Here is a 25,078-nt window from a genome sequence, read left to right as displayed (position 1 = left end):
GTCACATGATAGTGGTTCTGGGCATGGCTATTCTGGGCGCGATTCTGGGCGCGTTGACAGCACGCAAACGTAACGGAAGCGGTGCGGATATGGCGCAATACGCTGCAGGTTACGGCATTGCCTTTGCGTTGGTCGGGCTGGTGATTTCACTGGTCATTGTCCGCCTGGTATAGAACGATGTTCCTGCCCTTCTTCGAAAACCTCCGAAACGCTGGCATTCCCGTATCTCTGCGCGAATACCTGACGTTTCTGGAAGGGATGAAAAAGGGCTTGGCGACATACGATGTCGAGGCGTTTTACTATCTCGCCCGCGTTTCGATGGTGAAAGACGAGCGCAACATCGACAAGTTCGACCGTGCCTTTGCCGCCAGTTTCGAAGGGTTGGGTGAAATCAGTTTCGATCAAGTACTCGAGGCGGTCGATATTCCTGCCGAGTGGCTTGCAAAGATGGCCGAAAAGCACCTGTCGGATGAAGAAAAAGCCGAGATCGAGGCGCTTGGTGGCTTTGAGAAGCTGATGGAGACGCTACGCGAGCGCCTCAAGGACCAACAGGGTCGCCATCAGGGCGGTAACAAGTGGATCGGCACCGCGGGCACCTCACCTTTCGGTGCCTATGGCTACAACCCCGAAGGCGTGCGCATCGGCCAGAAAGAAAGCCGCCATCAGCGTGCCATAAAGGTCTGGGACAAGCGCGAATTCAAGAACTTAGATGACACTGTTGAACTGGGCACCCGGAACATCAAGGTTGCCTTGAAACGCCTGCGCCGCTGGGCGCGTGAAGGTGCAGCGGAAGAGCTTGATCTGGATGGAACGATCAGGGCTACGGCTGAACACGGATATCTGGATGTCAAAACCCGACCCGAACGACACAACGCCGTCAAAGTGCTTTTGTTTCTGGACGTGGGCGGGTCGATGGATCCGCATATCAAGGTTGTGGAAGAACTGTTCTCAGCGGCCCGAACCGAATTCAAACATCTGGAATACTACTACTTCCACAATTGCCTCTATGAAGGCGTCTGGCGCGACAATCGCCGCCGCTGGGATCAGCAAACTCCGACGCACGAGGTCTTGCGCACATACGGGCCGGACTACAAATGCATCTTTGTCGGCGATGCCTCGATGAGTCCTTACGAGATCGCTTATCCCGGTGGTGCAAATGAGCATTGGAATCAGGAATCTGGCCAAGTCTGGCTGGGCCGTGCACGCGAACAGTGGACATCGAACCTGTGGATCAATCCTGTGCCAGAGAAGTATTGGGAATACACCCATTCGATCGGCATGATCCGTGAGATATTCGAAGATCGCATGGTACCCATGACGCTGGCGGGTTTAGAACAAGGTATGCGGGAACTGACGCGCTAGTCACCGTCGGAGTCCTGGTTGCCTCAGAATCCGGAAACAATAGGCCCATTTTTCAGAGATATTCGCGTCAAAAGCACCACAGAAGAAACAATCTCGGCAAAATTCCCTGCCTCTCTCGAATTCGTGATATACGACAAAGGGATTGAAGCTGGGGGGCTGAGATGACCATTTCAAAACTACCAAATATCCTGACATCTGTTTTGACCATTACAGCGTTCGCAATTGCATCGGGTGCGACCGCGACATTGGTACTTTCCCCTGACGCCGCTTATGCCAAGAATGATAATGGCAATGGAAAGGGCCGCGGCGGCGGCAAAGGTAATTCTGGAAAAAGCAACGACGGCAACAAAGGCAAGGGTAAGTCCGGAAAAGGCAACGACGGCAACAAAAGTGGCGAAAAGGGAAAATCCGGCAAAGCTAAGGGTTCCAAAAGCGCGGGTAAAGATGCCGGCAAGGCCAATTCCAAAACGCACCGCGTGGAAAAGGCTTTCGGGTTTAACAAGAAGCAAAAGGCAAAACACCACCGGTCAGCCAAAACCTCTGCTAAAGCTAAGGAACGGAACGGCAAGGTACAAAAGACCACACTGGCGGGCTTTGGAAGAGAGTTTATACGCGATGTCGAGCAACTATTTGGCAAGCGTTCGCCGGTAAAAACCAAGTCAAGCGCGAACCGGGTAAAGAAATCGTACCGCAAGGCCTCGGTTGCTCCTGTTGAGTATTCCCCGCGACCTGTTGCTCGCACAGATTATAAATCCAAGCACTATGACAATAAGAAGCCCGGCAAGCGTCGCTATCGCGACCCGCTTGTTGCAGCAATCACCGATCCCGATGGCTCGGACAAGCTGCGTAACCTGAATGCGTCTAAGGCAGCGGCCCCGGCGTTCCGCAATGCTTCACTCAACAGCAATGTCGGCAAGATCGCGACCTATCAGGCGGCGGCGGAAACCTATTACGACCTGCGCGGTGACCTCTATGAGGCGCGCCGTGAACTGCGTGATCTGAACGAAGACTACGATGGCCGCAGCAGCGAAGACATCGCCGATGATATCGCAGCACTTGATCCTGCGGACCCGGACTATGATGACAAGCTGAGTGCGCTTGAGGATGAGCTGCGCGATGCCGAAACCTACGAGGAGGCGCGCGACGATCTGCGCGCGGATCTGAGGGATCTGAAATACGAAACCCGCGACGCGTTGCAAGATGCGGAGGCTGCCTTTTATGACGCTTCGAAAGGGCGTACATTGACCAAGGCGACGCTGGGCGAGTTCCACGGCAATCTCGATCTGCCACAGCCAAACCACCGGCACAAGGACTGGGCAACGGTCCAGCCGGTGCCTTACGATCCTGACGGCTACCGCTATTCGGATGATAAGAAGTTCTATGATGAAACCGACTATCGACTGCGCTACGACAAGCCATATTCCGATCGCAATAAGAACCGCTACCGCTATTATCGCGACCCGCTTGTTGCAGCGATCACCGATCCCTATGGCTCGGACAAGCTGCGTAACCTGAATGCGTCTAAGGCAGCGGCCCCAGCGTTCCGCAACGCTTCACCCAACAGCAATGTCGGCAAAATCGCGACCTACCAGGCGGCGGCGGAAACCTATTACGACTTACGCGGTGACCTCTATGAGGCGCGCCGTGAACTGCGTGATCTGAACGAAGACTACGATGGCCGCAGCAGCGAAGACATCGCCGATGATATCGCCGCACTTGATCCTGCGGACCCGGACTATGATGACAAGCTGAGTGCGCTTGAGGATGAGCTGCGCGATGCTGAAACCTACGAGGAGGCGCGCGACGCTCTGCGCGCAGATGTGAGGGACCTGAGAGTTGATGCTCTGGTCGCAGAAAAGGAAGCTGAACGCGCATTTTTTGAGGCTTCGAAGGGCGAGATCTTAACCAAGCAGTCCCTTGCCGAGTTTCATTCGAACCTGCACCTGCCCTCGCCAGGCAGGTAAGGCTGGATTGAGCCAAATAACTGATCGGACGTGAAGGGCGAGTTACCGCTTGCCTCCTCTGGGTGGGCCGCCCATATCTAACTCATGCTTCGCTTAACACCCATCCTGCTGGCCATAGCCTATGCCGTTGTGATGTACCGGATATCCGTCTGGCGCACGCATCGTGAGTTGGATGCGAAGTCCACCGAACTGGCCGATCCTGCGCTAAAACGCATGACGGACCGGCTGGCTGCAGCCTTGGAGATTGATCGGGTCCCAGTCTACATCTACGAGATCGATCCGGTGAACGGGCTGGCAGCGCCGGATGGGCGTATTTTCATCACTCGCGGTTTTTATCGCAAATTTGGCAACGGCGAAGTATCAGCGGAAGAAATGGCAAGCGTAATCGCGCATGAATTGGGCCATGTCGCCCTTGGCCACGCCCGGCGGCGGATGATTGATTTCTCGGGTCAAAACGCCCTGCGTGCTGCGCTGATGATGCTATTGAACCGCTTCATCCCGTTCATTGGAGCCTGGATTGCAAATATGCTGACTCATTTGCTGGCCTCCCGCCTGTCGCGGAGTGATGAATATGAGGCGGATGAATATGCGGCTGCGCTTTTGACAAAAGCCGGGATCGGGATTGGTCCACAGAAGTCTTTGTTCCACAAGCTTGAGGATCTGACACAGCAGCGCGCGGGCGTTGTGCCCGCTTGGTTGATGAGTCATCCAAAGACGGATGAGCGGATCGCAGCTCTGGAAGTACTTGAACAAAAGTGGGGCGTGGGAGTTTAGGATAGGAGCGAGGGGCCAGCCCCTCGCGCTCCCCGAGAAATTTTTGGCCAGATGAATGGGATCCCGAATTAAGTACTCAGGGCTTTGCCAAGGCGCGGCAGGCGGGCTTTTTTCATTAAGCTGCGCAAGGTCCATTGAGCACCGGATAGCCGGTTGGCTTCAGCAAGGACCGCTTTGGAAACCTGCGTCATGCCTTCGGGGTCGGACAGCCAGAGTTCATGCAGCAGCCCGTCCGGATCGCGCCGCTCAAGCCCTTCGTCGGCCAACATATTCTTGGGAAAGTCCTTGGCATTGACGGTGACAATGACATCTGCCGAGCTTGTGACCGCCGTTGCGAGAACGTGGATGTCGGCGGCATCCGGCAACCATAGGCGCTGTTCAACACCGAGGTTGGCGGGTTGCTCGGCATTTGGCCATTGGGCCTGAACCAGCGCGATTTCGGCGCGCGCCTGCGCCTCGCCCTCGGGGCCAAGCTTGCGGGCGGCGCGGGCCCATTCTTCGAGGATACGTGCAGACCAGACGGGCGTGAAATAACCAAGCCTCGCAGCGCCCAACAGCATCTCTCGCATCACCGTGGGATAGATGACGCAGGTATCCAGAACGACCTTCACAGACGGTAAAACACGGCTTTGAGGTAGCCGCTTTCTGCCAGCTGCGGCAGTTGTGGATGGTCCGGCCCGGCAAAGCCAGTTCGGATCAGTTGGGCCTGTCGTCCTGCCCGTCCGATCCCACGGGATGAGGCATCGCGGAAACGGCCCAGATCAGCGGCATGAGAACAGGAGCAGAGGCCAAGATACCCGCCCGGTTTGACCAGCGGAGCCGCCAGACGTGCGGTACGCTCATAGGCGCGCAAACCTGCATCCAACGCCTGTTTCGAAGGTGCAAAAGCCGGGGGATCACAGATGACGACGTCGAACAACGCGTCCTCTTCGCCGAGTTTGGTCAGTATATCAAAGGCGTCGCCTTGTCGGGTCTGGAAACGGGCAGAAAATCCTGAGGCTTCAGCGCCCTTCGCCGCCAGTTCGAGCGCCGCTGCCGAGCCGTCAACGGACAACGCCTGTGCTGCGCCGCCCGCCAGCATGGCCAGACCAAAGCCTCCGACGTGGCTGAATACATCCAGCACCTGCGCCTCGGGGTGAACCAACTTGGCGGCAAACGCGTGATTGGGGCGTTGGTCATAGAACAGGCCGGTTTTCTGTCCACCAGTCAGGTCAGCCATGTAGGTTGCGCCATTCATTGGCACCGGCAGAGGCTTATCGGGCGCGATGCCGCGCAAGGTCAGATTGGTGTCGTCCAACCCCTCGAGCACACGCGTGCGCCCCGAGGCGTTCTTCAACACTGTGTCGACCCCGGTCACCTTGACTAGCGCGTCGGTCAGAGATTCAAGATGTGCCTCAGCCCAGGTTGCGTTGGGTTGGATCACGCAGGCGTCTCCGAACCGGTCGATGATCACCCCGGGAAACCCATCCGCCTCGGCATGGATCAGGCGATAGTAAGGCGCATCGAACAGTCGCTCGCGCATCTCAAGCGCGCGGCGCAGACGGGTTTCAAACCAGTCCGCATCCAACTGCGCGTTAATGTCGCGATCCAGCACCCGGCACATGATCTTTGAGGCCGGATTCACCGCGACCAGAGCGATTGGCGCGCGCTTCTCGTCTTCCAGCACAGCCAAGGACCCCGGCCCGATTTTGCGGGTCCGGCGGTCGGTGACGATGTCATTGGCATAGACCCAGGGAAACCCGTGGCGCAGGCCACGCGCATTGGCCTTGGGTTTCAAACGGATACGGGGGCGGTCAGCTACGGGTGTCATGGCGCCCTCATAATCGTGAATGCACGGGGGTGAAAGCCCCGTTAACGGTTGCGCTTGCGCCAGCCGCCACGACGCTTGGGGGCTTGGGCCGCCTGCAAACCCTCGGTCAGGACCTGCGTCATCGGATGATCAGCAGCCTGTTCCGAATAGACTGCGTGTAGGTTGGTCAAGGCCTGATTTTGATCAAGCTCTCCGGGCAGGCTCAGCGCCCAATCCAGAAAGATGCTGCGACACTCGGGCAAGGTGATGCCTTCAATGCGATACGCCTCGCGGATCAGGCCTTTGTGGTCATTCGGATCATCACTGCGTGCCATCTTCAACCCTTCCGACAACTGCGCCAATCAACGAGGCCGCAGTGCTGTAATTGTCTTGCAACGCGGATTGCAGCTGTTCGACCTGATCGAACCCGGTCGCCCGACACAGAAAGGCCGTACCGCCTTCACCGATCTTGTCGGCCTCGATCACCTTTCCCGACAGCAGACGCGCCGCACATTGCACCGACCAGCATAAATCGTAACAACCCTTCAGGGTTTGCGCCTGCGCGACATCCAGCAGCCCGACAGCGACCGCCCCGTCCAGACCCGAGTGTACATCGCGCTGGGGCAATCCGGCCAGCAATGCGCCCGTCTCTGCCATCAGTTCGATATCCATCATGCGACCCGGCCCATTCTTTGCGTCCCAAACGCCCGCTGGCGCTTTTGCGCCGGCCAGCCTTTCGCGCATCTCGGCCACTTCTTTCAGCACTTTGTCACGGTCGCGCGGTTGCGACAGGAAATCAGCGCGGAAGTTTTCGATATCCTCGGCCAGACCGGCGTCGCCTGCGACGACATGGGCGCGAGTCAAAGCAAGGTGTTCCCACACCCAGGCCTCATTCTGCTGATAGTTGGTGAAGCTGGCCCAGCTTGTGGCCACCGGCCCCTGATTGCCCGACGGGCGCAGACGCATGTCGACCTCATAAAGCCGTCCCTGCGACATTGGCGCGCTGAGCGCCGTGATCAGTGCCTGGGTGAACCGAGCATAATACGTCCGCGTCGCCAGCGGGCGAGGACCGTCGGACATATCCTGATCCTGCGGGTCATAAATGACGATCATGTCCAGATCGGATTGCGAGTTGATGCGCCCTGCCCCAAGTGACCCCATGCCCAAAACCGCAGCGCCGCGCCCCGGCACCGGTCCATGCTTTTTGGAGAACTGGTCGACAACGCAGGGCAGAACCGCCGCAATCACGGCCTGCGCCAGTTCGGCATATTGCTGCCCGGCCTGCGCCCCATCGATCAGTCCGCGCAGATGATGCACACCGATGCGAAAGTGCCACTCCTTGCACCAGCGACGTGCGAAATCGAGCTGTGTTTCATAGTCGCTTTCCTCTGCCAAGGCCTGCGTCAAGTCCGACTGCAAGGTCGCCTGCCCGGGCCAATCGCTGAAGAAACTGCCACCAATCACCGCATCAAAAACCGAGGCGTTGCGCGACAGATGGGTGGCGAGCGCATGTGACGTTCCAACGATATCGACCAGCAGATCGATCAGATGCGGGTTCGCCTCGAACAGGGAAAACAGCTGCACTCCGGCGGGTAATCCCGCCAGAAAACCATCCAGTGCCAATAGCGCTTCGTCGGGTTTCGCAGTTTTTGCCAATCGCGCCAGAAGTTCCGGCCTGAGCCGCTCGAATATCCGTGCACCACGCTGCGATCGAAGCGCCGGATAAGTCGGCCAGCGGGCCAGCACACCCTTGTCAAACTCAACCTCCTGAAGCGGCACGGGTGCCGCGCCTGGTCCAGGGGCGAAGAACCCTTCGGTCAGTTCGTGCACTTCGGTCAGGCGGCGGGTCAGTTCGGCGGTCAATTCGGCGCTGCTGATCCCCATCAGGCACGCGACCCGTTCGAAACCGTCCTCTGAATTTGGCACCTTATGGGTCTGTGCGTCGTGCACCATCTGGATGCGATGCTCGACCTCGCGGTGGGCGCGGTAGTGGTCAGTCAGTTTCTCTGCGACGTCTTCGGGCACCCAGCCCTTCGACGCCAACGCCGCCAGACCGGGAACGGTACCCCGGACGCGAAGGTCGGGATCACGTCCGCCCGCGATCAATTGACGGGTCTGAGTAAAAAACTCGATCTCTCGAATACCGCCCTGCCCCAGCTTCATATCGTGGCCGGGAATCGAGAGACTTCCGCCCGTTCCCTTGTTCTCGCGAATGCGCAAGCGCATGTCATGGGCGTCTTGAATGGCGGCAAAATCCAGATGCCGCCGCCAGACGAACGGGCGCAATGCATCAAGGAATCTCTGACCTGCCGCGATGTCCCCGGCGCAGGGGCGTGCCTTGATATAGGCCGCGCGTTCCCACGTGCGCCCAAGGCTTTCATAGTAGCGCTCAGCCGCTTCCATCGCCAGACACACGGGTGTGACTGCCGGGTCCGGGCGCAGTCGCAGATCGGTGCGGAATACATACCCATCCGCCGTCTTGTCGCTGAGCGTGGCACAGAAATTCCGCGTGGCGCGCACCATTCCCTGACGGGCTTCATAGAAATCATCGGGATCGAAACGGGTTTCGTCGAACAGCACGATCAGATCGATATCCGAGCTATAATTCAGCTCATATGCGCCCATTTTGCCCATCGCCAGAATGACCATACCAGCTGCGGTTTCGACATCATTCTCGGTCATACCCGGCAGCTTGCCGCGCCGGATCAGCGCAGCAATTTCGGCCTTCGCTGCCACATCTACGGCCAAAGCGCCAAAGTCAGTCAGCGCAGCAGTTACCTTTTCCAACGGCCACGCACCCGCCAGATCGGCCAGCGCCGTCAGCAAGGCCATGCGCCTCTTCGCTTGCCGCAAACCGGGTTTCAACTGATCCGACGGCAGCGCGCGCGCCGCGTCCATCACTTCCGACAATGCCTGCTCCGGTTGCTGCATCGCGTGTGGCAACCAGTTCCTTTCTTGGTCAATCAACCCTTTCAGGTAGGGGCTAGAGCCCGCAGTTCCCGCGATCAACTCCCCCTGCTCGGCAGTCAAATCGGGCAGCGCCGCGCGTGTTTCGTCACCCAGATCGGTATGAAAAGCGCGCGGCAAGCGGTTGATAACAAGAGGCTGGCTCATGACCGTTCCAGTGGTGTGTCCTGGCTGAAACTGTTGATCCAGACGTCGTGACGCCGCTCCCATAGGGATGAGATCAGCATCGCCTCCCATTCCTGTGCTTCGGGACGCAGATAATCTGCCCTGTATGAGAGCAAAACCACCTCCGCCGATAAGACGCGCAACCTGGTATCGCTGAGTTCATATTGCGCCATCGTAGGCGCATCGGCGAACTGGCCAACATGATCGTCGCGATTGGCAAAACCCGTTGGATACACGCCCAGAAAATCGGGGCTCAGCAGCGCCCGGTCGGCCTGTGCATTGCCTTCAACCAGCGCAGTCCATACCTGTTTCTCCAGCGAGAGGATCTGATCGAGTGACGGTGGGCTGGTGTTTTCAATATCTTCCATTTGCCTATGACTTGTGACGGCCGAAAATCAGATGCGGCCAGCGCACATGATCGGACAGAGTTGGCTTAGCCCTGTCCGATTGAACAGCAGAAAGGGCCGAATGTCCAAATCGTTATAGCCACTGATCCACTGGCGGCAAATCGAAAGTGAACGGATTTTCAATCCCCTGCCCGGCTAAATCCCACTCATCATAGTGCTCGTCTTCACGAAGCTGCAGAAACACCGCCTCAAGCTGATCGTTCAAACTCACCAACTCGTCCCAGGCGTCACCCATATGAGTCTGAAACATCGCCAGTTGTTGGAACAAGCCATCTGGCAAAGGGCCAAATTCCACACTCCCCAGATCGCGAGCTGGGAAATACATATCCTCTTCAAACTCAAAGTAGCGCGACATTCCGTCGTTAAAGTCAATTTGGCCATCGAACGAGACCGCAGCAAATACTTCATAAAGACCGGTCTCATTCATTTCGAGCTCGAACGACACCTCGAAACTAAGTGCAAAATCAGAAATACCGTTTTGGTGAAGCTTGCCTGCGATCTCGACGACCTCGTAATAGCCGTACGACGCCAAAACCAGATCGCCATTTGTATCGAACCCATGCACATCGAACATCTCCCCCTGTTCGCTGGCTATAGACAGATGCTGAAACTGTGCTGCCTGACTAATGTGAACGCCCTCAAATCCAAAGGCTGACCGGGCCTCATAAGAAACAGGTATGTCAGTTCCATTCATGCTTATGGTTTCAAGCGCGAATTGCTGTGTATGGTACAGCTCGGAAATGAGCGTGGCGCTTCCGCGTGTCGCGATCTCGTGGTTCACCATCGAAAGATTGAACTCAACCTCGTGAGACCCAGCACCTTGATACGCGCTGACCGTGCTGTCGATCACCCCGTCCCAAAACCCGCGCAATTCGATATCCGGCAGATCTTCTTTCCCTTCGAGATCATGGGGATCGAGGTTCAAAAAAGGCAAATCGACTTGATCAATCGAACTAGATACGCCGCCTTGCGAAGCTGGGCCTGGTTCGGTCGACAAGATGAAACTCTCCTCTGACCCGAACGGCCAATGAGTTGTGTTCACAACATTCATTTCAGCGACCTCCCTTGATTACTCCTCGGAAAACTATGTATGCAGCCATTGTGCAAACCCTATGGAAGCGTTTGATTATTAAGCCTTCTTAATGAAACGTTTAATCGATGGGCTGCGTCGCTCGGCCTGAAATACTGAGACGCAAATCCGCCTTAACCCGCTGATTGATCCACCCGGTCAGACGCTGGATTCGGAAAAATGTAAATCTTTTTCACATACCCCCTTGCAACCACCTACCCCACCTCCCATCTTGGTAATGTGAAAAGCATTTACATCCTAACTGGAGAAAGCACATGACCGCATTGTCCGACCACGCCGTTCCCCAAAATCCGGGATGGCTGCACCGAAGCGAAGCCTGGCTTGATAGCAAGGGCAAAGGCGCCTGGATCGCCGCAATGGTCCTTGGCTTTATCTTCTTCTGGCCCATCGGCCTGGCCTTTCTTGCCTATATGATCTGGAGCAAACGCATGTTCAGCAAATCCTGCAGCCGCCGTTCGTCGTGGAACAGCCACATGAGCGCCATGAAACCTTCGGGCAACAGCGCGTTTGACGCCTACAAGGCCGACACACTGGCGCGTTTGGAGCGTGAACAGAAAGACTTTGAGGCGTTCCTGCACCGCCTGCGTGAAGCCAAGGACAAGGCCGAGTTCGACGAGTTCATGGATGAACGCGCCCGCGATAATCGTGACGACAGAGAAAATGGCGAACAACCCGCCTAAACGCAGCTTGCCCTGTCCCTCCCCTCGGGACAGGGTGTTTCCGCAAAAGACACGGACCATAATACATGTCTCATCTGCCTGATCCCGACAGCCAACCCGAATTCTATCAATCCGTGGCGACCAAGCGTTTCTTCGCATGGCTGTTCGACATCGCATTCATCTCATTGCTCTGCACGGTTGCGATTCTGCTGACCTTTGGCATGGGCTTCTTCATATTGGCGCTAATCTACGCAGTCATCAGCTTTGTCTATCGCGTTGTTACCATCGCCAACGGCTCGGCCACGCTGGGGATGCGCTTCATGGGGATAGAGTTGCGTGACGCCTTTGGCGCCCGAATGGATACGGGGAAAGCCATTGCACATACGGCAGGTTACTTTGTCAGCATGGCGATCCCGGTACTACAGATCATTTCGGTCATCATGATGATGACCAGCGCCCGCTGTCAGGGCCTGACCGATGCCTTCCTCGGCACCGTGATGATCAACCAGCGCGCCTAAAAACACCTGAGTGAAACACTTGGCTGCGTCAAAAACCGTTGCTATCATCGGTTCCGAGGAAATGCGGGACCTTCATGCGACACACGCTGCCAATTGCGCCACAATTCTATGTGACGGCACCCCAGCCCTGCCCTTACCTTGAGGGCAGGATGGAGCGCAAACTGTTCACCGCCCTACAGGGGGAAGGTGCGGATCAATTGAACAATTGCCTTTCACAACAAGGATTTCGCCGCTCGCAGAACGTTTTGTATCGCCCGTCCTGCACCGACTGCGCCGCCTGTCTGTCTGCCCGTATCGATGTGTCAGCCTTTCAGCCAAGCAAAAGCCAAAAACGGGCCCACAAGCGCAATTCCTACTTGATCCGACGTGCAACATCGCCCTGGGCAACGGATGAACAGTTCGACCTGTTCCGTCGGTATCTGGACGCGCGCCATGCGGATGGCGGCATGGCCGATATGGATGTCTTCGAATTCGCCGCGATGATCGAGGAAACCCCGATCCGCAGCCGAGTCGTAGAATATGCCGATCCCGAAACCGGCGAGCTGATCGCCGTCAGTTTGACCGATGTACTGGATGACGGGCTGAGCATGGTTTACTCATTCTACGATCCAGAGTTCCAGCAAAGCTCGCTGGGCACTTACATGATTCTCGACCATATCGAGATCGCGCGCGAGGCTGGGTTGCCCTATATTTATCTGGGCTATTGGGTGCCCGGCAGCCCCAAGATGGGGTACAAGGCCAAATTCGCGGGCTTGCAGGTCTATATGCAGGGTGAATGGCAGCGAATTAAAAATCCCGAGCAGTGTGACCATACGGCCCACCACCCCCTTTCGTCGGCCCCGATTGCCGAGCAGGTGGCCAACATCCAACTGCCTGACCGCCACCCCACCAAAGGTTAATCTATCATGCGTCAGAGCCTTCATGCGGTGACGCTGGTCGTCCCGGATTATGACGCAGCGATCGCGTTCTACACCAAAGTGCTGTGCTTTACTCTGACGCAGGATATTGATCTGGGCGATGGTAAACGCTGGGTGCGGATCACGCCTCCGGGCTCGGATGGTGCTTCGTTGTTGCTGGCCAAGGCGGTGGGCGCGGAACAGATCGCATCGGTCGGCAATCAAACCGGTGGGCGCGTTGGCTTTTTCCTCGAAACAGATGATTTCTACCGCGATCACGCGGCGATGCTGGAAGCAGGCGTAGGGTTTGAAGAGCGCCCGCGCCATGAACCCTATGGAATTGTCGCCGTCTGGCGGGATCCTTTCGGAAATCGTTGGGATTTGATCGAATTTTCAGCACCTGTATCGACAAAATAAATACATTTTTTTCATCACGTTAAACTACCTTCCGCCATGCTGCGCCCAATTGTTAAGCAATCTTAATCGACCTTCCCCCGCCCGTGTGATTGAAAGTTGACGCAAGGTCACCAAATTAGCCGCACTTCTAAACGTCCAGCCCAAACCTGAAACCCGTAGCTCAATCAGACGCTGACCGGGCTGGCTTTATTGTCGCTACGGCAGGCCTCCCACCCTGTCGCAGAGGTTCTGAAGGAGGGGGAAAATGACATATGCCGCACGCCGACTGGTTTCGGCCACGCTGACGACCCAGATCCTGGTCGCGCTCGCCTTGGGCTCGATCTTTGGTCTGGTCTTGAACTATCTCGATATCGCTGCGCTCAACGCAACACTTGTGCAGGGTGTGCTGTCCATGTTTGGGCAAATGTTCCTTAATGCACTTCAGATGCTTGTTGTGCCGCTGGTTGTATTCTCACTGCTGTGCGGCGTTGTCGGCATTGGCGATGTCAAATTGCTGGGCCGTGTCGGAGGGCTGACCTTCGTTACCTATCTGGCCACCACCGCCTTGGCCGTGACAACTGCCTTGATCTTTGCGGGCCTCATTGGGCCGGGCACAGGATTCACGAGCCTGCATCTGGCCGGTGACAGCGTAAGCGTCGCCAACCCACAGACCACTTGGGAAATACTGGCAAACATCATTCCCAAGAACCCGATCAACGCGTTGGCCAATGGTGAGATGCTGCAGATCATCTTCTACGTAATGGTCGTTGGTATTGCAGTGCTAATGATGGGCAGCCGCGCCAAGGCCTTTGTGGAAGGCTGCGAGTTCATGAATGAACTGGCGATGAAGATCGTCAATATCGTCATGGCCTTCGCCCCCATCGGCGTCTTCAGCCTGATTACCAAAACCTTTGCGATGGAGGGCTTTGGCTTATTCGGACCGGTGATCGGCTATCTGACCACGATCAGCCTGACGCTGGTATTCCATCTGTGTGTCACGTTGATGGCGCTGCTGTATTTTACGACCGGGCTGAGCCCTCGGGTATTCCTGCGCAAGATGCGCTCGGCGCAGGTGTTTGCGTTCTCGACCTCAAGCTCGAACGCGACAATTCCGGCCAGCTTACAATGCGTGACTCAGAGAGTCGGCGTTGACCGTTCCGTGGCGTCGTTCGGTATTCCCCTAGGGGCGACGATCAACATGGATGGCACCGCAATCATGCATGGAGTGGCGACCGTTTTTCTGGCTAATGCCTATGGCATTGATCTGGGGCTAAGCGGTTATCTGACCGTGATTTCAATCTCGGTTCTGGCCTCAATCGGCACGGCAGGTGTGCCCGGTGTGGGGATAGTGATGCTGGCGATGGTTCTGAACCAGTTGGGTATGCCGCTGGAAGGCATCGGCATCATTCTGGCCGTCGACCGGATCCTCGATATGATGCGGACGGTTGTGAATGTCACTGGCGATGCGGTGGTGACCACCATTGTCGGGCAAACGGTCGGCAAGCTGGACAAGGCCACGTTCGACAATCCCAATGCCGGACTTGTCGAGACCACAGACCTTGCAATCGATCATGCCACTGAAGCGGAGTTCGAAAGGCTGACACACCCACAGCCGAATTCCTGAAAAACAAACGGAGGCCCTAATGGGCCTCCGTATTCGTCAGTCTAAGCGACAGATCAGTTCGGGATCAGGTCAGGAACGATGGTTACAATCGACGGGAAGAACCACAGGATTGCGATGCCCACAACCTGAATGATCACGAACGGTATGATGCCGCGATAGATGTGGCCAGTGGTGACCTCTTTCGGCGCAACACCCCTGAGATAGAACAGCGCAAATCCGAACGGAGGCGTCAGGAACGAGGTCTGCAGGTTCACCGCTACCATGATGGTCACCCATTTCGGATCAAACGATCCGCCATAGATCACGGGGCCCACGATCGGGATCACGATATAGATGATCTCAAGGAAATCCAGCACAAAGCCAAGAATGAACAGCACCAGCATCACGATCAGGAAGACCGTGAATTCATTATCAAAGCTGCGCAGGAACTGCTGGATATAGTGCTCTCCACCAAACGAAATCACCACCAGGTTCAGCAGTTGCGATCCGATCAGGATGGTGAAGACCATCGACGTCACCTTAGCTGTCTCACGCACCACCGGTGTCAGAACCCCGCTTGAGAACAGCACCCAGCAGCCGTAGATCAAGCCGAACAGCGCATAGAGGTAGGCCGAATAGGCGATGATGAACGCTATCCAGCTTTCAACCGAAACATTGCCCTGATTGATGCGCAGATCGAAGTTCACCCCCATCACCAGTGCGATGATCACTGCGAAGGTTGACCAGATGATCACTTTGCCCGACCGGTTCTGATCCTGAAGTTTCCGATAGGCCGCTAGCATGATCGCTCCACCCGCCCCCAGTGCCGCAGCCGGCGTAGGGTTGGTGACACCGCCAAGAATCGAACCCAACACCGCGATGATCAGCACCAGCGGTGGGAAGACCACACGGATCAGATCATTGGTCGCGCAACGGGCGGCAGCTTCTTTGCACCCATGCATTGCGAGCGCAAAAGGTATGGCGAGTATCAGGAACGTAGCCCCGGACGAAGTCGTTGGCGCGATCAGCAACACGTCGACCAACAGCATCAGCAACAGGCCAATCGCTCCGACGATCAGAGGCTGCGGCGCTTGCGACGGTGCGATTCCGCGACCCAGCACCAGTGTCAGACCCAGCAGTACCACAATCACGGCGACACCGTTGCCAATTGGCGCTGCAGCGGCGATCTTGGCCTCTTGCGCAGCAGCCAGTTCCTCTTCGCTCAGACGCTGCGCTTCGGACGAACCACCTGCTTCGTCAATCGCTTCCTGCTCGGCCACGGCCTGATCCCAGGCTGATTGCCCATGCAGTTCGATCATCGAAGCCTTACACTCTTCGGACACGTTCGTGCGCAGCGAGGCGCCCTGCCCGATATCCGTAAATGCCGAGACCGAGATGTTCTGGCTGCCAATCACACCCGCGCTTCCCAGAAGCACCGCGCCAACAATCAGAGCAACCGGAGCGCCCAGCAGCCAGGTCAGCCCTTCCGAGCGCGTGATGGTTTCACCCGAGCCTCCCGACAATTCAACAGCCGGGGCCTTTTCCGGGTTCAACAGCGCATAGCCAAAGGCATAGAGCGCATAGAGCAGCGCCAACATGATCCCAGGCAGCAGCGCCGCCTGGAACAGTGTACCCACCGAAACAACTGCAGGTTCGCCCAGATAGGTCAGCGCGTCGGTGCACCCGGCCTCAACCGCGCGTGTTTCCTGCGCGGTCGAATAGAGGTCACCAGCCAGTGTACCTAGCAGAACGATCACGATGGAGGGTGGAATGATCTGCCCCAACGTACCCGAGGCCGCGATCACACCTGTCGCCAATTCCGGCGAATAGTTGTTCCGCAGCATGGTCGGCAGGGCCAACAGTCCCATGGTAACAACGGTCGCGCCGACGATTCCGGTCGAGGCAGCAAGGAACGCGCCCACGACCACAATCGAGACCGCAAGGCCACCGGGCAGCGGGCCAAAGACGCGCGCCATCGTGGTCAGCAGGTCGTTTGCAATTTTTGAACGCTCCAGCGTGATGCCCATCAGAACGAACATCAGCACCGCCAGCAGCGTCTCGATCGACTGCCCGGCCAGAACACGTTCGTTCATGCGGTTCACGATGAAGGAAACATTCCGGTCCAGCGCGGTTTCCCAGCCTTGTACAAAGACCGGCTCGGCGATCCTTGGCAAATCCGGGTATCGGAACACGGATATCACGTCAGGTTTGACGCCAGAATTCACCACGTCGCGGTAGGCTTGCGAGCCGGTGTCGATCGCCTGGTGGATCAACAGTCCGGCACTATCCAATGCAGCGATAATCCCGAACGAAATCACCCCGGCCCCACCGATGGCAAAGGCCACGGGGAAACCCGAAAGAATGCCTCCGAAGAGGCAGAAAAATACGATAATGAGGCCTATCTCGACGCCATCAAGTCCGAATAGCATTGTCTGGTTCTCCGTCCCTAATGCGCGCCTTCGTAGGCTTCTTCACCCTCGCCAAGGCTGTCCTTGTCGAGGTATTTTCCTTCACTTTCCGGCCCTTCCACGTATTCCAGATACGAGCGATACAGGAACGCAATCGCGTGCAGGAACACCATGGCGGCAAAGACCACCAGCAGGATTTTGAACAGGAAGTAGGCGTTGAACCCGTTAGGACTAAACCCGATGGTTTCCACGTTCCAACGCAGCGCTCGGGACTTGGCCACAAGCCTATCCAGCGTGTCACTGGCCGAGGGTTTCGGCACGATCAGGTGCCGCCACATGAAGTACCATCCATACATCCAGGTCAGAACGGCCATGGGCATCATGAACAGAACCGCCCCGCACATATCAACGACGCGTTTGGCCTTGTGACTGATGCCCGCATAGATCAGGTCAACGCGCACATGGCCGCCCTGCACGAATGTATAAGTGCAGCAGAGGCAGACAACCATGGCGTTGTAGAGTTTAAGTTCTTCGGCGAACCAACTGATATCCATTTGAAAAGGTATACCCAGCCCAAAGGACATATCCGGCCGTGTGAACACCCGCTGCATGAATACGATAACGATCTGCTGAATTACCATCAGCAATCCCGCCCACGCAAAGAAGCGGCCAGTGGTATTGGCGAAGCCCTCGAGCCCGCGCACCATTCCCCACATGAAGTTCCGATAGTAAAGACCAATGGCCGTCAGCACCAGAAACAGCGCGAAGATCACGAAGAAGAACTCGACAGACCCGCCATAATAAACAAAGCGCATGATTGCTTCTTTGTTCGACCAGTCCAGCCAGAGCTGCGGATGCGTGATGGCGTATCCGAAATTATAGAAGGCTTCGGCAATGTTCTGAATGAACCAGACCAGTCCATTCCACAGGGCGCCGAAGAACGAGATACCGTTTTCGTCCTGCATGTTGTCCCCAGGTCGCATCGGTTGCACGTTTGGTTATGACGGCATGTCCGGGCCGCTTATGTGCAACAGGAAAGGCTCCCCCGCTGACGGGGGAACCGATTGCATTGAGCGGATTGCTTAGCCGCGTACGCGGTCACGCTGCGAGGTGTAGACACCCGACGACAGGTTGTTCCATGCCGACGATGCTGCCATCGACTCCATGGCGCTGTCGTGAATGCGCTTGAACAGCTCATCACCCATGTTTTCATCCAGAACTTCTTGGCTGGCTGCGCCAAACGCGTCCCAAACGCTGTCCGGGAATTCCATGACCTTAACACCACCGGCCTGCAGACGCTGCAGCGCTGCACCGTTGTTGGCCAGGAATTGTGCCAGGTTCCACTGGTGGCACTCGGCAGCTGCGATCTCGATGATCTTCTGCTGCGCGGCGGACAGGCTGTCATAAACCTCGCGATTGGTGGCCAGAGACAGACCCGCACCCGGCTCATGGAAGCCCGCGGTGTAGTAGGTTTTGGTGATTTCCTGGAAGCCCGCTTTTTCATCAGCCCAGGGACCGATCCACTCGGTTCCGTCAATAGCACCGGACGACAGCGCCTGATACACTTCCGAACCCGGAATGTTCTGAACGGATGCGCCCAGTTTGCCCAGCGCCTTGCCACCCAGACCCGGCATGCGGAATTTCAGGCCGTTAAAGTCTTCGGGGCTGTTGATCTCTTTCGAGTACCAGCCACCTGCCTGCGCGCCAGTGTTACCGGCCAGGAAGGATTTCAGGCCGAAGATTTCGCCCAGCTCATCATGCAGCTCCATGCCGCCGGCATGGTAGTACCAGTTCACCAGTTCCTGCGCGGTCATGCCGAACGGAACAGCGGTGAAGAACGCATAGCCCGGGTGCTGACCCACAAAGTAGTAGTCTGCCGCGTGGTACATATCGGCCTGTCCGGACGATACCGCGTCAAACACCTCAAAGGCACCAACCAGTTCACCAGCGGCTTTGATTTCAACGTTCAGGTCGCCATCCGACATTGTGGTAATGCTGTCGGCGCAACGCTGCGCGCTGTCGAACACACCTGCGAGGCCACGGCCCCACGAGGTGACCATAGTCAGCGTGCGCTTGCCTTGCGCATAGGCGGGCGCTGCCAGCGTGGTGGCTGCAGCGGCCGAGCCGCCCAGTGCTGATGTTTTCAGAAACTTACGACGATCCATATGAGTGATCCTCCCCTTCATATTCATTCCCCGGGTGATGCCGGGTCGATCGTTTCTAGTGCGCGTTAGCCTAGTTCCACACACATGAATGTGAATACCTACTACTACGTAGCCAGTCGGGTTTTTCCACATTCAAAAGCACAAATCCGGTTGATTTTACCCGCTCGCGCCCAAATCACTGTGGCCGAGCACTGTGTTCTTCCAAATTTTTTGCAATTTGCCGGCAGCTTGCGTATCGATTCGAACATGGGAGGAATCCGGAACCTAATCTCGCTAACCTATGCGCAAAAACTGTCGCTGGTTGCCGCAATCCCGCTGATCGCAGCGGTTGCGGCCATTGCAATGGTGGTCGCTTATGAATCGCGCGCGACTGCCGAGAGTGAGATACAGGCCCTCGAGCGCCGCCTGATCGAAGCCAAAAAAGAAGAGCTGCGTAATTACGTGACCCAGGCGCGGAACGGGTTTGCCTATATTTACGGTCGCGCCTCCCCGGATGACGAAATCGCAAAAAACCTCGTGACCCAGATTCTGTCGGCGATGATTTACGGCAAGGACGGGTTCTTCTTTGTCTATGACTATGACGGCAACAACCTCGTCAGCCCGCGCCAGACTGAATTCATCAATCGCAACTGGGCCGATCTGACCGACAGCGATGGCACCCCGATTGTGGATGAGTTCATCACGCTCGCCCGGCAGGGCGCAGGCTGGCACAGCTTTATGTGGCAAAAACCATCGACCGGTGAAGAGGCTCAGATGATCGCCTATGTTGTTGGCCTGCAGGACTGGCGCTGGGTGGTGGGCACGGGTGTGTTCATCGATGACATCGTCGCCACCGTCGCCAATGCCCGGGCTGAGGTTGAGGCGCGCGTGCAGCGCACCTTCCTTTATATCGGAGGCATTGTTCTGGCCGCTGTTCTAATCGTCTTTGCCTCGGGCATGTTGCTGAACTTCCGCGAACGGCGGCTGGCTGATGCCAAGCTTAAGGAACTGACACAGCGGGTACTGGACGCTCAGGAAGAAGAGCGCGGGCGCGTCGCCCGCGAATTGCATGACGGCATCAGCCAGATTCTGGTTGGCGTACGCTATGCACTGGACAACGCCCGACGACGTCTGATCCGCGGGGATGACGAGTCGGCGCAGGAACCATTGCAAACAGGTATCGACAATCTGGCCACCGCCATCACCGAGGTTCGCCGCATCAGCCGCGACCTGCGTCCGGGTGTTCTGGATGATCTGGGGCTTGGGCCAGCGCTCAAGGCTTTGACCGACGATTTCAGTGAACGCACGGGTATTGAAACCGATTTCTCAACCGTGGTGTTCCGAAACCGATTGGATCAAGACAGCAAGATTGCCCTCTACCGTATTGCGCAGGAAGCCCTGACCAATATCGAGCGCCACTCGGGAGCAACCCGTGTTACCATTGACCTGCGGGGTCATAAGAAAGGCGCCACGATGCGGATTACGGACAATGGTCGCGGGTTGCGGAACGAGCCAGGTCATGTCAGCACCGGAATCGGGCTACGCAACATGCAGGAACGGATCGAACAGCTTGACGGCACTCTACGCATCCTCTCATCGCGCGGCGGGCGCAGCGGCACCGTGATTGAGGTCAGCTTGCCGCTCAGTCATATGCTGCCACCGCAGGAAGACCCAACGCCAAAACGAAAGGCCGGTATCTGATGTCCGACTCAATCATCCGGGTCCTTATTGTCGACGATCACCCCATGGTCGCCGAAGGCATTCAGTCTCTGCTGGAAAGCTATGATGAGATCGAAGTTGTCGGCACACTTTCCAACGGACAAGAAGCTGTCGATCGAGCAACCCACCTGCAGCCGGACGTGATCCTGATGGATCTCAATATGCCCGGCTTGAGCGGGTTGAACGCCACCGAGATCATTTTAGAGCGCCTGCCCAAAACCCGCGTTCTGATCCTGTCGATGCATGACAGTCCCGAATACATCTCAACCGCGCTCAGCCACGGCGCCAAAGGCTATATCCTCAAGGACGTTCCCACCGAAGAGATCAAGCAAGCCATCGATGCCGTGATGCGGGGCGAGCGGTATCTTTGTACCGGGGCCAGCGGCTCGCTGGAGCCCAAGGACGGCAACACGCGCGAGGCGCTGACCGGCCGGGAACAGACAATCCTGCTGGAATTGGCGCAAGGTAAATCCAACAAAGAGGTGGCAATGGCGCTGGACATTTCGGTGCGCACGGTTGAGACGCATCGCAAGAACATCAAGCGCAAACTTGGCATCTCCTCCACCGCCGGCTTGACCCGCTATGCCCTGGAGCATGGCGTCCTGCAGGGCACCAGCCCCGGGCTATGACCGCAGCGCGAAACGCGCTGCCCGGCCCAACCGAAGGAGATGTGCCAACGGCACATTGAAGTCGGGCGGGAGCACTACCCGCTGCCGCGTTCACTGATATCTTCACCAAAGAACACCAAAGTCCCATCTTCATCGAGGACATGAAATTCGCGCTGCTGATAGGGCTGATCGAATGGCGGGCGCACCCGCCCTTCAGGCAGCTCCTCCAACCCGGGGCGCAGGCTTTCGAACAGGCTGTCGATTCCTTTGACGTCAACATAAAACGACTGCTCATCCCCCAATGCGCGCCCATCCTGACGCGGTGGACATTCCAATAATCGGATCGCCACAGGATCACGGCGCAAGAAGGCATAATTGTCCTGCCTGAATGTGCAGGAAAACCCAAGCCGCTGAGTGTAGAACTCAATCTGCGCGTCCAAAGAAGAACATAGGACAAATGGTGTAAGTTGTAATATCTGCATCAAAACAGCCCTTTCCAACCTCGGGCCCGAGATTAGCACATATCAGTCAAGCAGTTGATCACCCCGCAACCCTTCACGCTCATAATGATGCGGCAGCACACGGCCATAGAGTTGACGGGTCCGCTCCACCCCACCACACATGCCTTCGGTTTCGACAAACGAAAAGATACCAACATAGCGTTTCCGTTGTCCTTCGACCGGCGCAACCCGGTGCAAGGCATAGCGCCCCTTGAAAATCTGCAGGTCACCCGGTTGCAGTTCCAGTTGGTGTACACCCCTCCTGCTGCCATCCAAAATCGCAGCGACGCCCTTGAAATTCTCGTCTTCACTGGTCCGCAGTTTGGGTGCGTATTCGAATGCACCGCCCTCCTCGCCATTCTGGATTGCCAGCGTCACGGTGTAATTATTGGTGTCAAAATGCCACGGAAAGCCGCCTCCCTTCTCGACCACATTGATGATCACATCCGCCAACGGGTCATCATATCGGAAGAACCGATCCTCCGGCTCGTTCAAAGCCATGCGGATGAAAGGCATGAAACCTTCATACTCATAAATACGCCGCAGCGGGCTTGTGACAGGGAAGTTGTCAGCCGGAACAAAGGCGTTGGATCGGTCATAAAACCGTCGGATTGGATGACCGATCCCGTAACTGGGATCATCCTGCGTAAAATAGGCATTCGTGCGATTGAACGAGCGATGCGCTTTGGGAGCGACGTGATCGGCCTCAGCGATCAGTTTCCCTAGGCCATCTTCATGCACAAAGCCGGGGAGGACCGCGCATCCATCAACTTCCAGATCCCGCCTCAGGTCCGCGATCAGCTGCCTGTACCCGTATGAATCAGGCCGATCGATCGGATAGCGCCCCAGATCCACAAGATCGTGCAGCATGTCTGACCTCCCGATTTAGCGCTGTTTTCACCAGCCTGCCTCAGCATCGGGCGCTGCTCTGGTCTGTTTCAGACATAGGCCTGACGCAATCAGACCACTGTTGATCGCCCGATCGCACGCCAATTTACGGCGAATTTTCGCGGATATTTCTCGACCTGCGTCATTTTGCGCAACAAAATATCAAATCCCACGAGTCCAGACTTACAATATTTTTGTATTTGCCTGTTGACGCCCCTTCCCCTCAACCATAATGTCCCTGCACGCAAAGAAGGAGCCTCTGGCGATGAAAGCGCTAGTCGTAATCGTAGGAAACACGCGCATGGGCCGGTAACGGTAAACCATAATCGAACCCATGCGCCTCCGAAAATCTCGGGGGCTTTTTTTTGGCAACACGCAAGACACATGTCGCGAACGGAGCAAAGCAGATGACACGTGAGATGACCGGCGCAAAGATGGTAGTTCAGGCCCTCAAGGATCAGGGCGTGGACACGGTATTCGGATACCCAGGTGGCGCCGTCCTACCGATCTATGACGAGATCTTTCTGCAAAATGACATCCGTCACATTCTGGTACGGCATGAGCAAGGTGCGGTACATGCTGCCGAAGGCTATGCCCGCTCGACCGGCAAGCCGGGCGTTGCCTTGGTCACATCCGGTCCTGGCGCGACCAATGCCGTGACCGGCTTGACCGATGCGTTGTTGGATTCAATTCCGATCGTTGTTCTTACCGGTCAGGTTCCGACCTTCATGATTGGCTCTGACGCCTTTCAGGAAGCCGACACCGTGGGCATCACCCGCCCCTGCACCAAGCACAACTGGTTGGTGAAGGATACCGACTCGCTGGCGGCGACTATGCACGAAGCCTTCCATGTGGCCACATCGGGTCGCCCCGGCCCCGTGCTGGTCGATATTCCGAAGGACGTTCAGTTTGCCTCGGGAGAGTATACAACGCCGAAACCGTCAACTTCCCATTATCAGCCGGTATTGAAAGGCGATTTGGAAGAAATCACGGAACTTGTTGCAGCAATCGAGACCGCGAAGAAACCAGTCTTCTATACCGGTGGTGGCGTTATCAATTCTGGTCCAGCTGCCAGCCAGCTGCTGCGCGAACTGGTGGATGCAACCGGCTTTCCGATCACTTCGACTCTGATGGGGCTTGGGGCCTATCCGGCCTCGGGCGAAAACTGGATCGGCATGCTTGGGATGCATGGGCTCTACGAGGCCAACATGGCGATGCATGATTGCGATCTGATGATAAACATCGGCGCGCGATTTGATGACCGTATCACCGGCCGGATCGATGCGTTCTCGCCGAACTCAATCAAAGCCCATGTAGATATCGACCCGTCGTCGATCAACAAAGTTATCCGTGTCGACATTCCAATAGTTGGCGATGTTGCCCACGTGCTTGAGGATATTCTGAAAGTCTGGAAAGCACGCGGTCGCAAAACAGACGCTGCCAATATCAAGCAGTGGCAAGACCAGATTAACGAATGGCGCAAGGTCAACTGCCTTGCCTTCACAAACAGCGAGAAGACCATCAAGCCGCAATACGCGCTGCAACGGCTTGAAGAGCTGACGAAGAAATACGACCGCTATGTCACAACCGAGGTTGGACAGCACCAGATGTGGGCGGCGCAATACCTGGGTTTTGAAGACCCCAACCGCTGGATGACCTCGGGCGGTCTGGGCACCATGGGCTATGGTTTCCCCGCCTCGATCGGTGTGCAAATGGCACATCCCGATGCGCTGGTCATCAACGTGGCCGGTGAGGCCTCGTGGCTGATGAACATGCAGGAAATGGGCACGGCCGCGCAGTACCGCCTGCCCGTGAAGCAGTTCATCCTAAATAACGAGCGGCTGGGAATGGTGCGCCAATGGCAAGAGCTGCTGCACGGCGAACGCTATTCGCATTCGTGGTCCGAGGCCCTGCCCGATTTCGTTAAACTCGCAGAAGCTTTCGGCGCAAAGGGTATTCTTTGTTCCGACCCAGCTGATCTGGACGACGCGATCATGGAGATGATCAATTACGACGGTCCGATCATCTTCGACTGCGTGGTCGAAAAGCACGAGAATTGCTTCCCGATGATCCCATCGGGCAAGGCCCACAATGAGATGCTGCTGGGCGAAGCCGAAACGCAAGGTGTTATCCAAGCTGGTGGAGCTGTGCTTGTTTGAGCACCGCTTTGCCACATCTAGGTCAAATGCCGGAGCTAAGGTCGCCGCACGTGACATGAAAA

At 56.8% G+C, this 25,078-nt stretch carries 23 protein-coding genes; 12 read left to right on the top strand and 11 right to left on the bottom strand.

Translation table 11 applies throughout. The annotated features are described in order from the left end of the window. Positions 1 to 5: 5 nt before the first annotated feature. From ACR0AU_RS01665 to ACR0AU_RS01650, 4 genes are all read left to right on the top strand, one after another. Positions 6 to 173 carry a hypothetical protein gene (locus ACR0AU_RS01665; RefSeq protein WP_170396648.1) on the top strand — a complete coding sequence of 56 codons (168 nt, stop codon included), beginning with the start codon at positions 6 to 8 and terminating at the stop codon, positions 171 to 173. A gap of 4 nt (positions 174 to 177) precedes the next feature. Continuing rightward, positions 178 to 1,362 carry a vWA domain-containing protein gene (locus ACR0AU_RS01660; protein WP_170732429.1) on the top strand — a complete coding sequence of 395 codons (1,185 nt, stop codon included), beginning with the start codon at positions 178 to 180 and terminating at the stop codon, positions 1,360 to 1,362. Between the two features lie 161 nt (positions 1,363 to 1,523). Beyond that, complete coding sequence (locus ACR0AU_RS01655; RefSeq protein WP_480795178.1) at positions 1,524 to 3,326, top strand: hypothetical protein; 1,803 nt, start codon at positions 1,524 to 1,526, stop codon at positions 3,324 to 3,326. A gap of 84 nt (positions 3,327 to 3,410) precedes the next feature. Next, positions 3,411 to 4,100: a M48 family metallopeptidase gene (locus ACR0AU_RS01650; RefSeq protein ID WP_170396642.1), complete on the top strand. Its 690-nt coding sequence runs from the start codon at positions 3,411 to 3,413 to the stop codon at positions 4,098 to 4,100. A gap of 68 nt (positions 4,101 to 4,168) precedes the next feature. Here ACR0AU_RS01650 and ACR0AU_RS01645 read toward each other — a convergent pair whose 3' ends face one another. The 6 genes from ACR0AU_RS01645 to ACR0AU_RS01620 form a co-directional block, all read right to left on the bottom strand. Then, positions 4,169 to 4,711, bottom strand: coding sequence for an RSP_2648 family PIN domain-containing protein (locus ACR0AU_RS01645; protein ID WP_480752915.1), 543 nt, complete (start codon positions 4,709 to 4,711; stop codon positions 4,169 to 4,171). Beyond that, complete coding sequence (locus ACR0AU_RS01640) at positions 4,708 to 5,910, bottom strand: RSP_2647 family RNA methyltransferase (RefSeq protein WP_480752914.1); 1,203 nt, start codon at positions 5,908 to 5,910, stop codon at positions 4,708 to 4,710. The genes ACR0AU_RS01645 and ACR0AU_RS01640 overlap by 4 nt, the downstream gene beginning before the upstream one ends. A 41-nt stretch (positions 5,911 to 5,951) precedes the next feature. After that, a complete protein-coding gene (locus ACR0AU_RS01635) occupies positions 5,952 to 6,224 on the bottom strand; it encodes a hypothetical protein (RefSeq protein WP_170396636.1) in 273 nt (90 codons plus the stop codon). Next, complete coding sequence (locus tag ACR0AU_RS01630; protein WP_480795177.1) at positions 6,211 to 9,003, bottom strand: [protein-PII] uridylyltransferase family protein; 2,793 nt, start codon at positions 9,001 to 9,003, stop codon at positions 6,211 to 6,213. The genes ACR0AU_RS01635 and ACR0AU_RS01630 overlap by 14 nt, the downstream gene beginning before the upstream one ends. Then, complete coding sequence (locus tag ACR0AU_RS01625) at positions 9,000 to 9,389, bottom strand: DUF4440 domain-containing protein (RefSeq protein WP_480795176.1); 390 nt, start codon at positions 9,387 to 9,389, stop codon at positions 9,000 to 9,002. Before ACR0AU_RS01625 ends, ACR0AU_RS01630 begins: the two co-directional genes overlap by 4 nt. A gap of 112 nt (positions 9,390 to 9,501) precedes the next feature. After that, complete coding sequence (locus ACR0AU_RS01620; RefSeq protein ID WP_480795175.1) at positions 9,502 to 10,425, bottom strand: hypothetical protein; 924 nt, start codon at positions 10,423 to 10,425, stop codon at positions 9,502 to 9,504. A gap of 347 nt (positions 10,426 to 10,772) precedes the next feature. Here ACR0AU_RS01620 and ACR0AU_RS01615 point away from each other — a divergent pair, with 347 nt between their 5' ends. From ACR0AU_RS01615 to ACR0AU_RS01595, 5 genes are all read left to right on the top strand, one after another. Beyond that, complete coding sequence (locus tag ACR0AU_RS01615) at positions 10,773 to 11,198, top strand: DUF2852 domain-containing protein (protein WP_480795174.1); 426 nt, start codon at positions 10,773 to 10,775, stop codon at positions 11,196 to 11,198. A 65-nt stretch (positions 11,199 to 11,263) separates the two neighbouring features. Next, positions 11,264 to 11,695, top strand: a complete 432-nt coding sequence (locus ACR0AU_RS01610) for an RDD family protein (protein ID WP_170396604.1) — start codon at positions 11,264 to 11,266, stop codon at positions 11,693 to 11,695. A gap of 74 nt (positions 11,696 to 11,769) precedes the next feature. Next, positions 11,770 to 12,594, top strand: coding sequence for an arginyltransferase (locus tag ACR0AU_RS01605; RefSeq protein ID WP_170396602.1), 825 nt, complete (start codon positions 11,770 to 11,772; stop codon positions 12,592 to 12,594). 6 nt (positions 12,595 to 12,600) lie between these two features. Continuing rightward, positions 12,601 to 13,008 (top strand): VOC family protein, encoded by a 408-nt coding sequence (locus ACR0AU_RS01600; protein ID WP_170396600.1) that lies wholly within the window; start codon positions 12,601 to 12,603, stop codon positions 13,006 to 13,008. 244 nt (positions 13,009 to 13,252) lie between these two features. Then, the gene (locus ACR0AU_RS01595) at positions 13,253 to 14,611 is read left to right on the top strand and encodes a dicarboxylate/amino acid:cation symporter (RefSeq protein WP_480795173.1); all 1,359 of its coding nucleotides are present in this window, start codon (positions 13,253 to 13,255) and stop codon (positions 14,609 to 14,611) included. A gap of 53 nt (positions 14,612 to 14,664) precedes the next feature. On the opposite strand, the gene ACR0AU_RS01590 is transcribed toward ACR0AU_RS01595, so the two are convergent. The 3 genes from ACR0AU_RS01590 to ACR0AU_RS01580 all read right to left on the bottom strand — a co-directional run bounded on the left by ACR0AU_RS01590 (position 14,665) and on the right by ACR0AU_RS01580 (position 19,163). Next, entirely contained in the window at positions 14,665 to 17,019 is a 2,355-nt protein-coding gene (locus ACR0AU_RS01590) for a TRAP transporter large permease subunit (protein WP_170396596.1), read from the bottom strand. A gap of 17 nt (positions 17,020 to 17,036) precedes the next feature. Beyond that, positions 17,037 to 17,963 carry a TRAP transporter small permease subunit gene (locus ACR0AU_RS01585; protein WP_170598117.1) on the bottom strand — a complete coding sequence of 309 codons (927 nt, stop codon included), beginning with the start codon at positions 17,961 to 17,963 and terminating at the stop codon, positions 17,037 to 17,039. Positions 17,964 to 18,080: 117 nt separating this feature from the next. Further along, positions 18,081 to 19,163, bottom strand: a complete 1,083-nt coding sequence (locus ACR0AU_RS01580) for a TRAP transporter substrate-binding protein (RefSeq protein WP_170396967.1) — start codon at positions 19,161 to 19,163, stop codon at positions 18,081 to 18,083. A 246-nt stretch (positions 19,164 to 19,409) separates the two neighbouring features. On the opposite strand from ACR0AU_RS01580, the gene ACR0AU_RS01575 reads away from it, so the two are divergent. Further along, on the top strand, positions 19,410 to 20,843 hold the full coding sequence (locus tag ACR0AU_RS01575) for a cache domain-containing protein (RefSeq protein WP_170396592.1): 1,434 nt from the start codon (positions 19,410 to 19,412) through the stop codon (positions 20,841 to 20,843). Next, on the top strand, positions 20,843 to 21,490 hold the full coding sequence (locus tag ACR0AU_RS01570) for a response regulator transcription factor (protein ID WP_480795172.1): 648 nt from the start codon (positions 20,843 to 20,845) through the stop codon (positions 21,488 to 21,490). Before ACR0AU_RS01575 ends, ACR0AU_RS01570 begins: the two co-directional genes overlap by 1 nt. Positions 21,491 to 21,564: 74 nt before the next feature. On the opposite strand, the gene ACR0AU_RS01565 is transcribed toward ACR0AU_RS01570, so the two are convergent. Further along, entirely contained in the window at positions 21,565 to 21,951 is a 387-nt protein-coding gene (locus ACR0AU_RS01565) for a bleomycin resistance protein (protein WP_255612071.1), read from the bottom strand. Positions 21,952 to 21,993: 42 nt separating this feature from the next. Beyond that, complete coding sequence (locus ACR0AU_RS01560) at positions 21,994 to 22,839, bottom strand: HalD/BesD family halogenase (protein WP_480795171.1); 846 nt, start codon at positions 22,837 to 22,839, stop codon at positions 21,994 to 21,996. Positions 22,840 to 23,264: 425 nt separating this feature from the next. Between ACR0AU_RS01560 and ACR0AU_RS01555 the strand changes: the two genes are divergently transcribed. Beyond that, positions 23,265 to 25,016 (top strand): acetolactate synthase 3 large subunit, encoded by a 1,752-nt coding sequence (locus ACR0AU_RS01555; RefSeq protein ID WP_170733348.1) that lies wholly within the window; start codon positions 23,265 to 23,267, stop codon positions 25,014 to 25,016. The last annotated feature ends 62 nt before the right edge of the window (positions 25,017 to 25,078 follow it).

The sequence above is a fragment of the Ruegeria sp. CG1 genome, from assembly GCF_056537265.1.
Note: the sequence above shows the minus strand (reverse complement) of the source record. Positions and strands in the feature narration are given on the sequence as shown.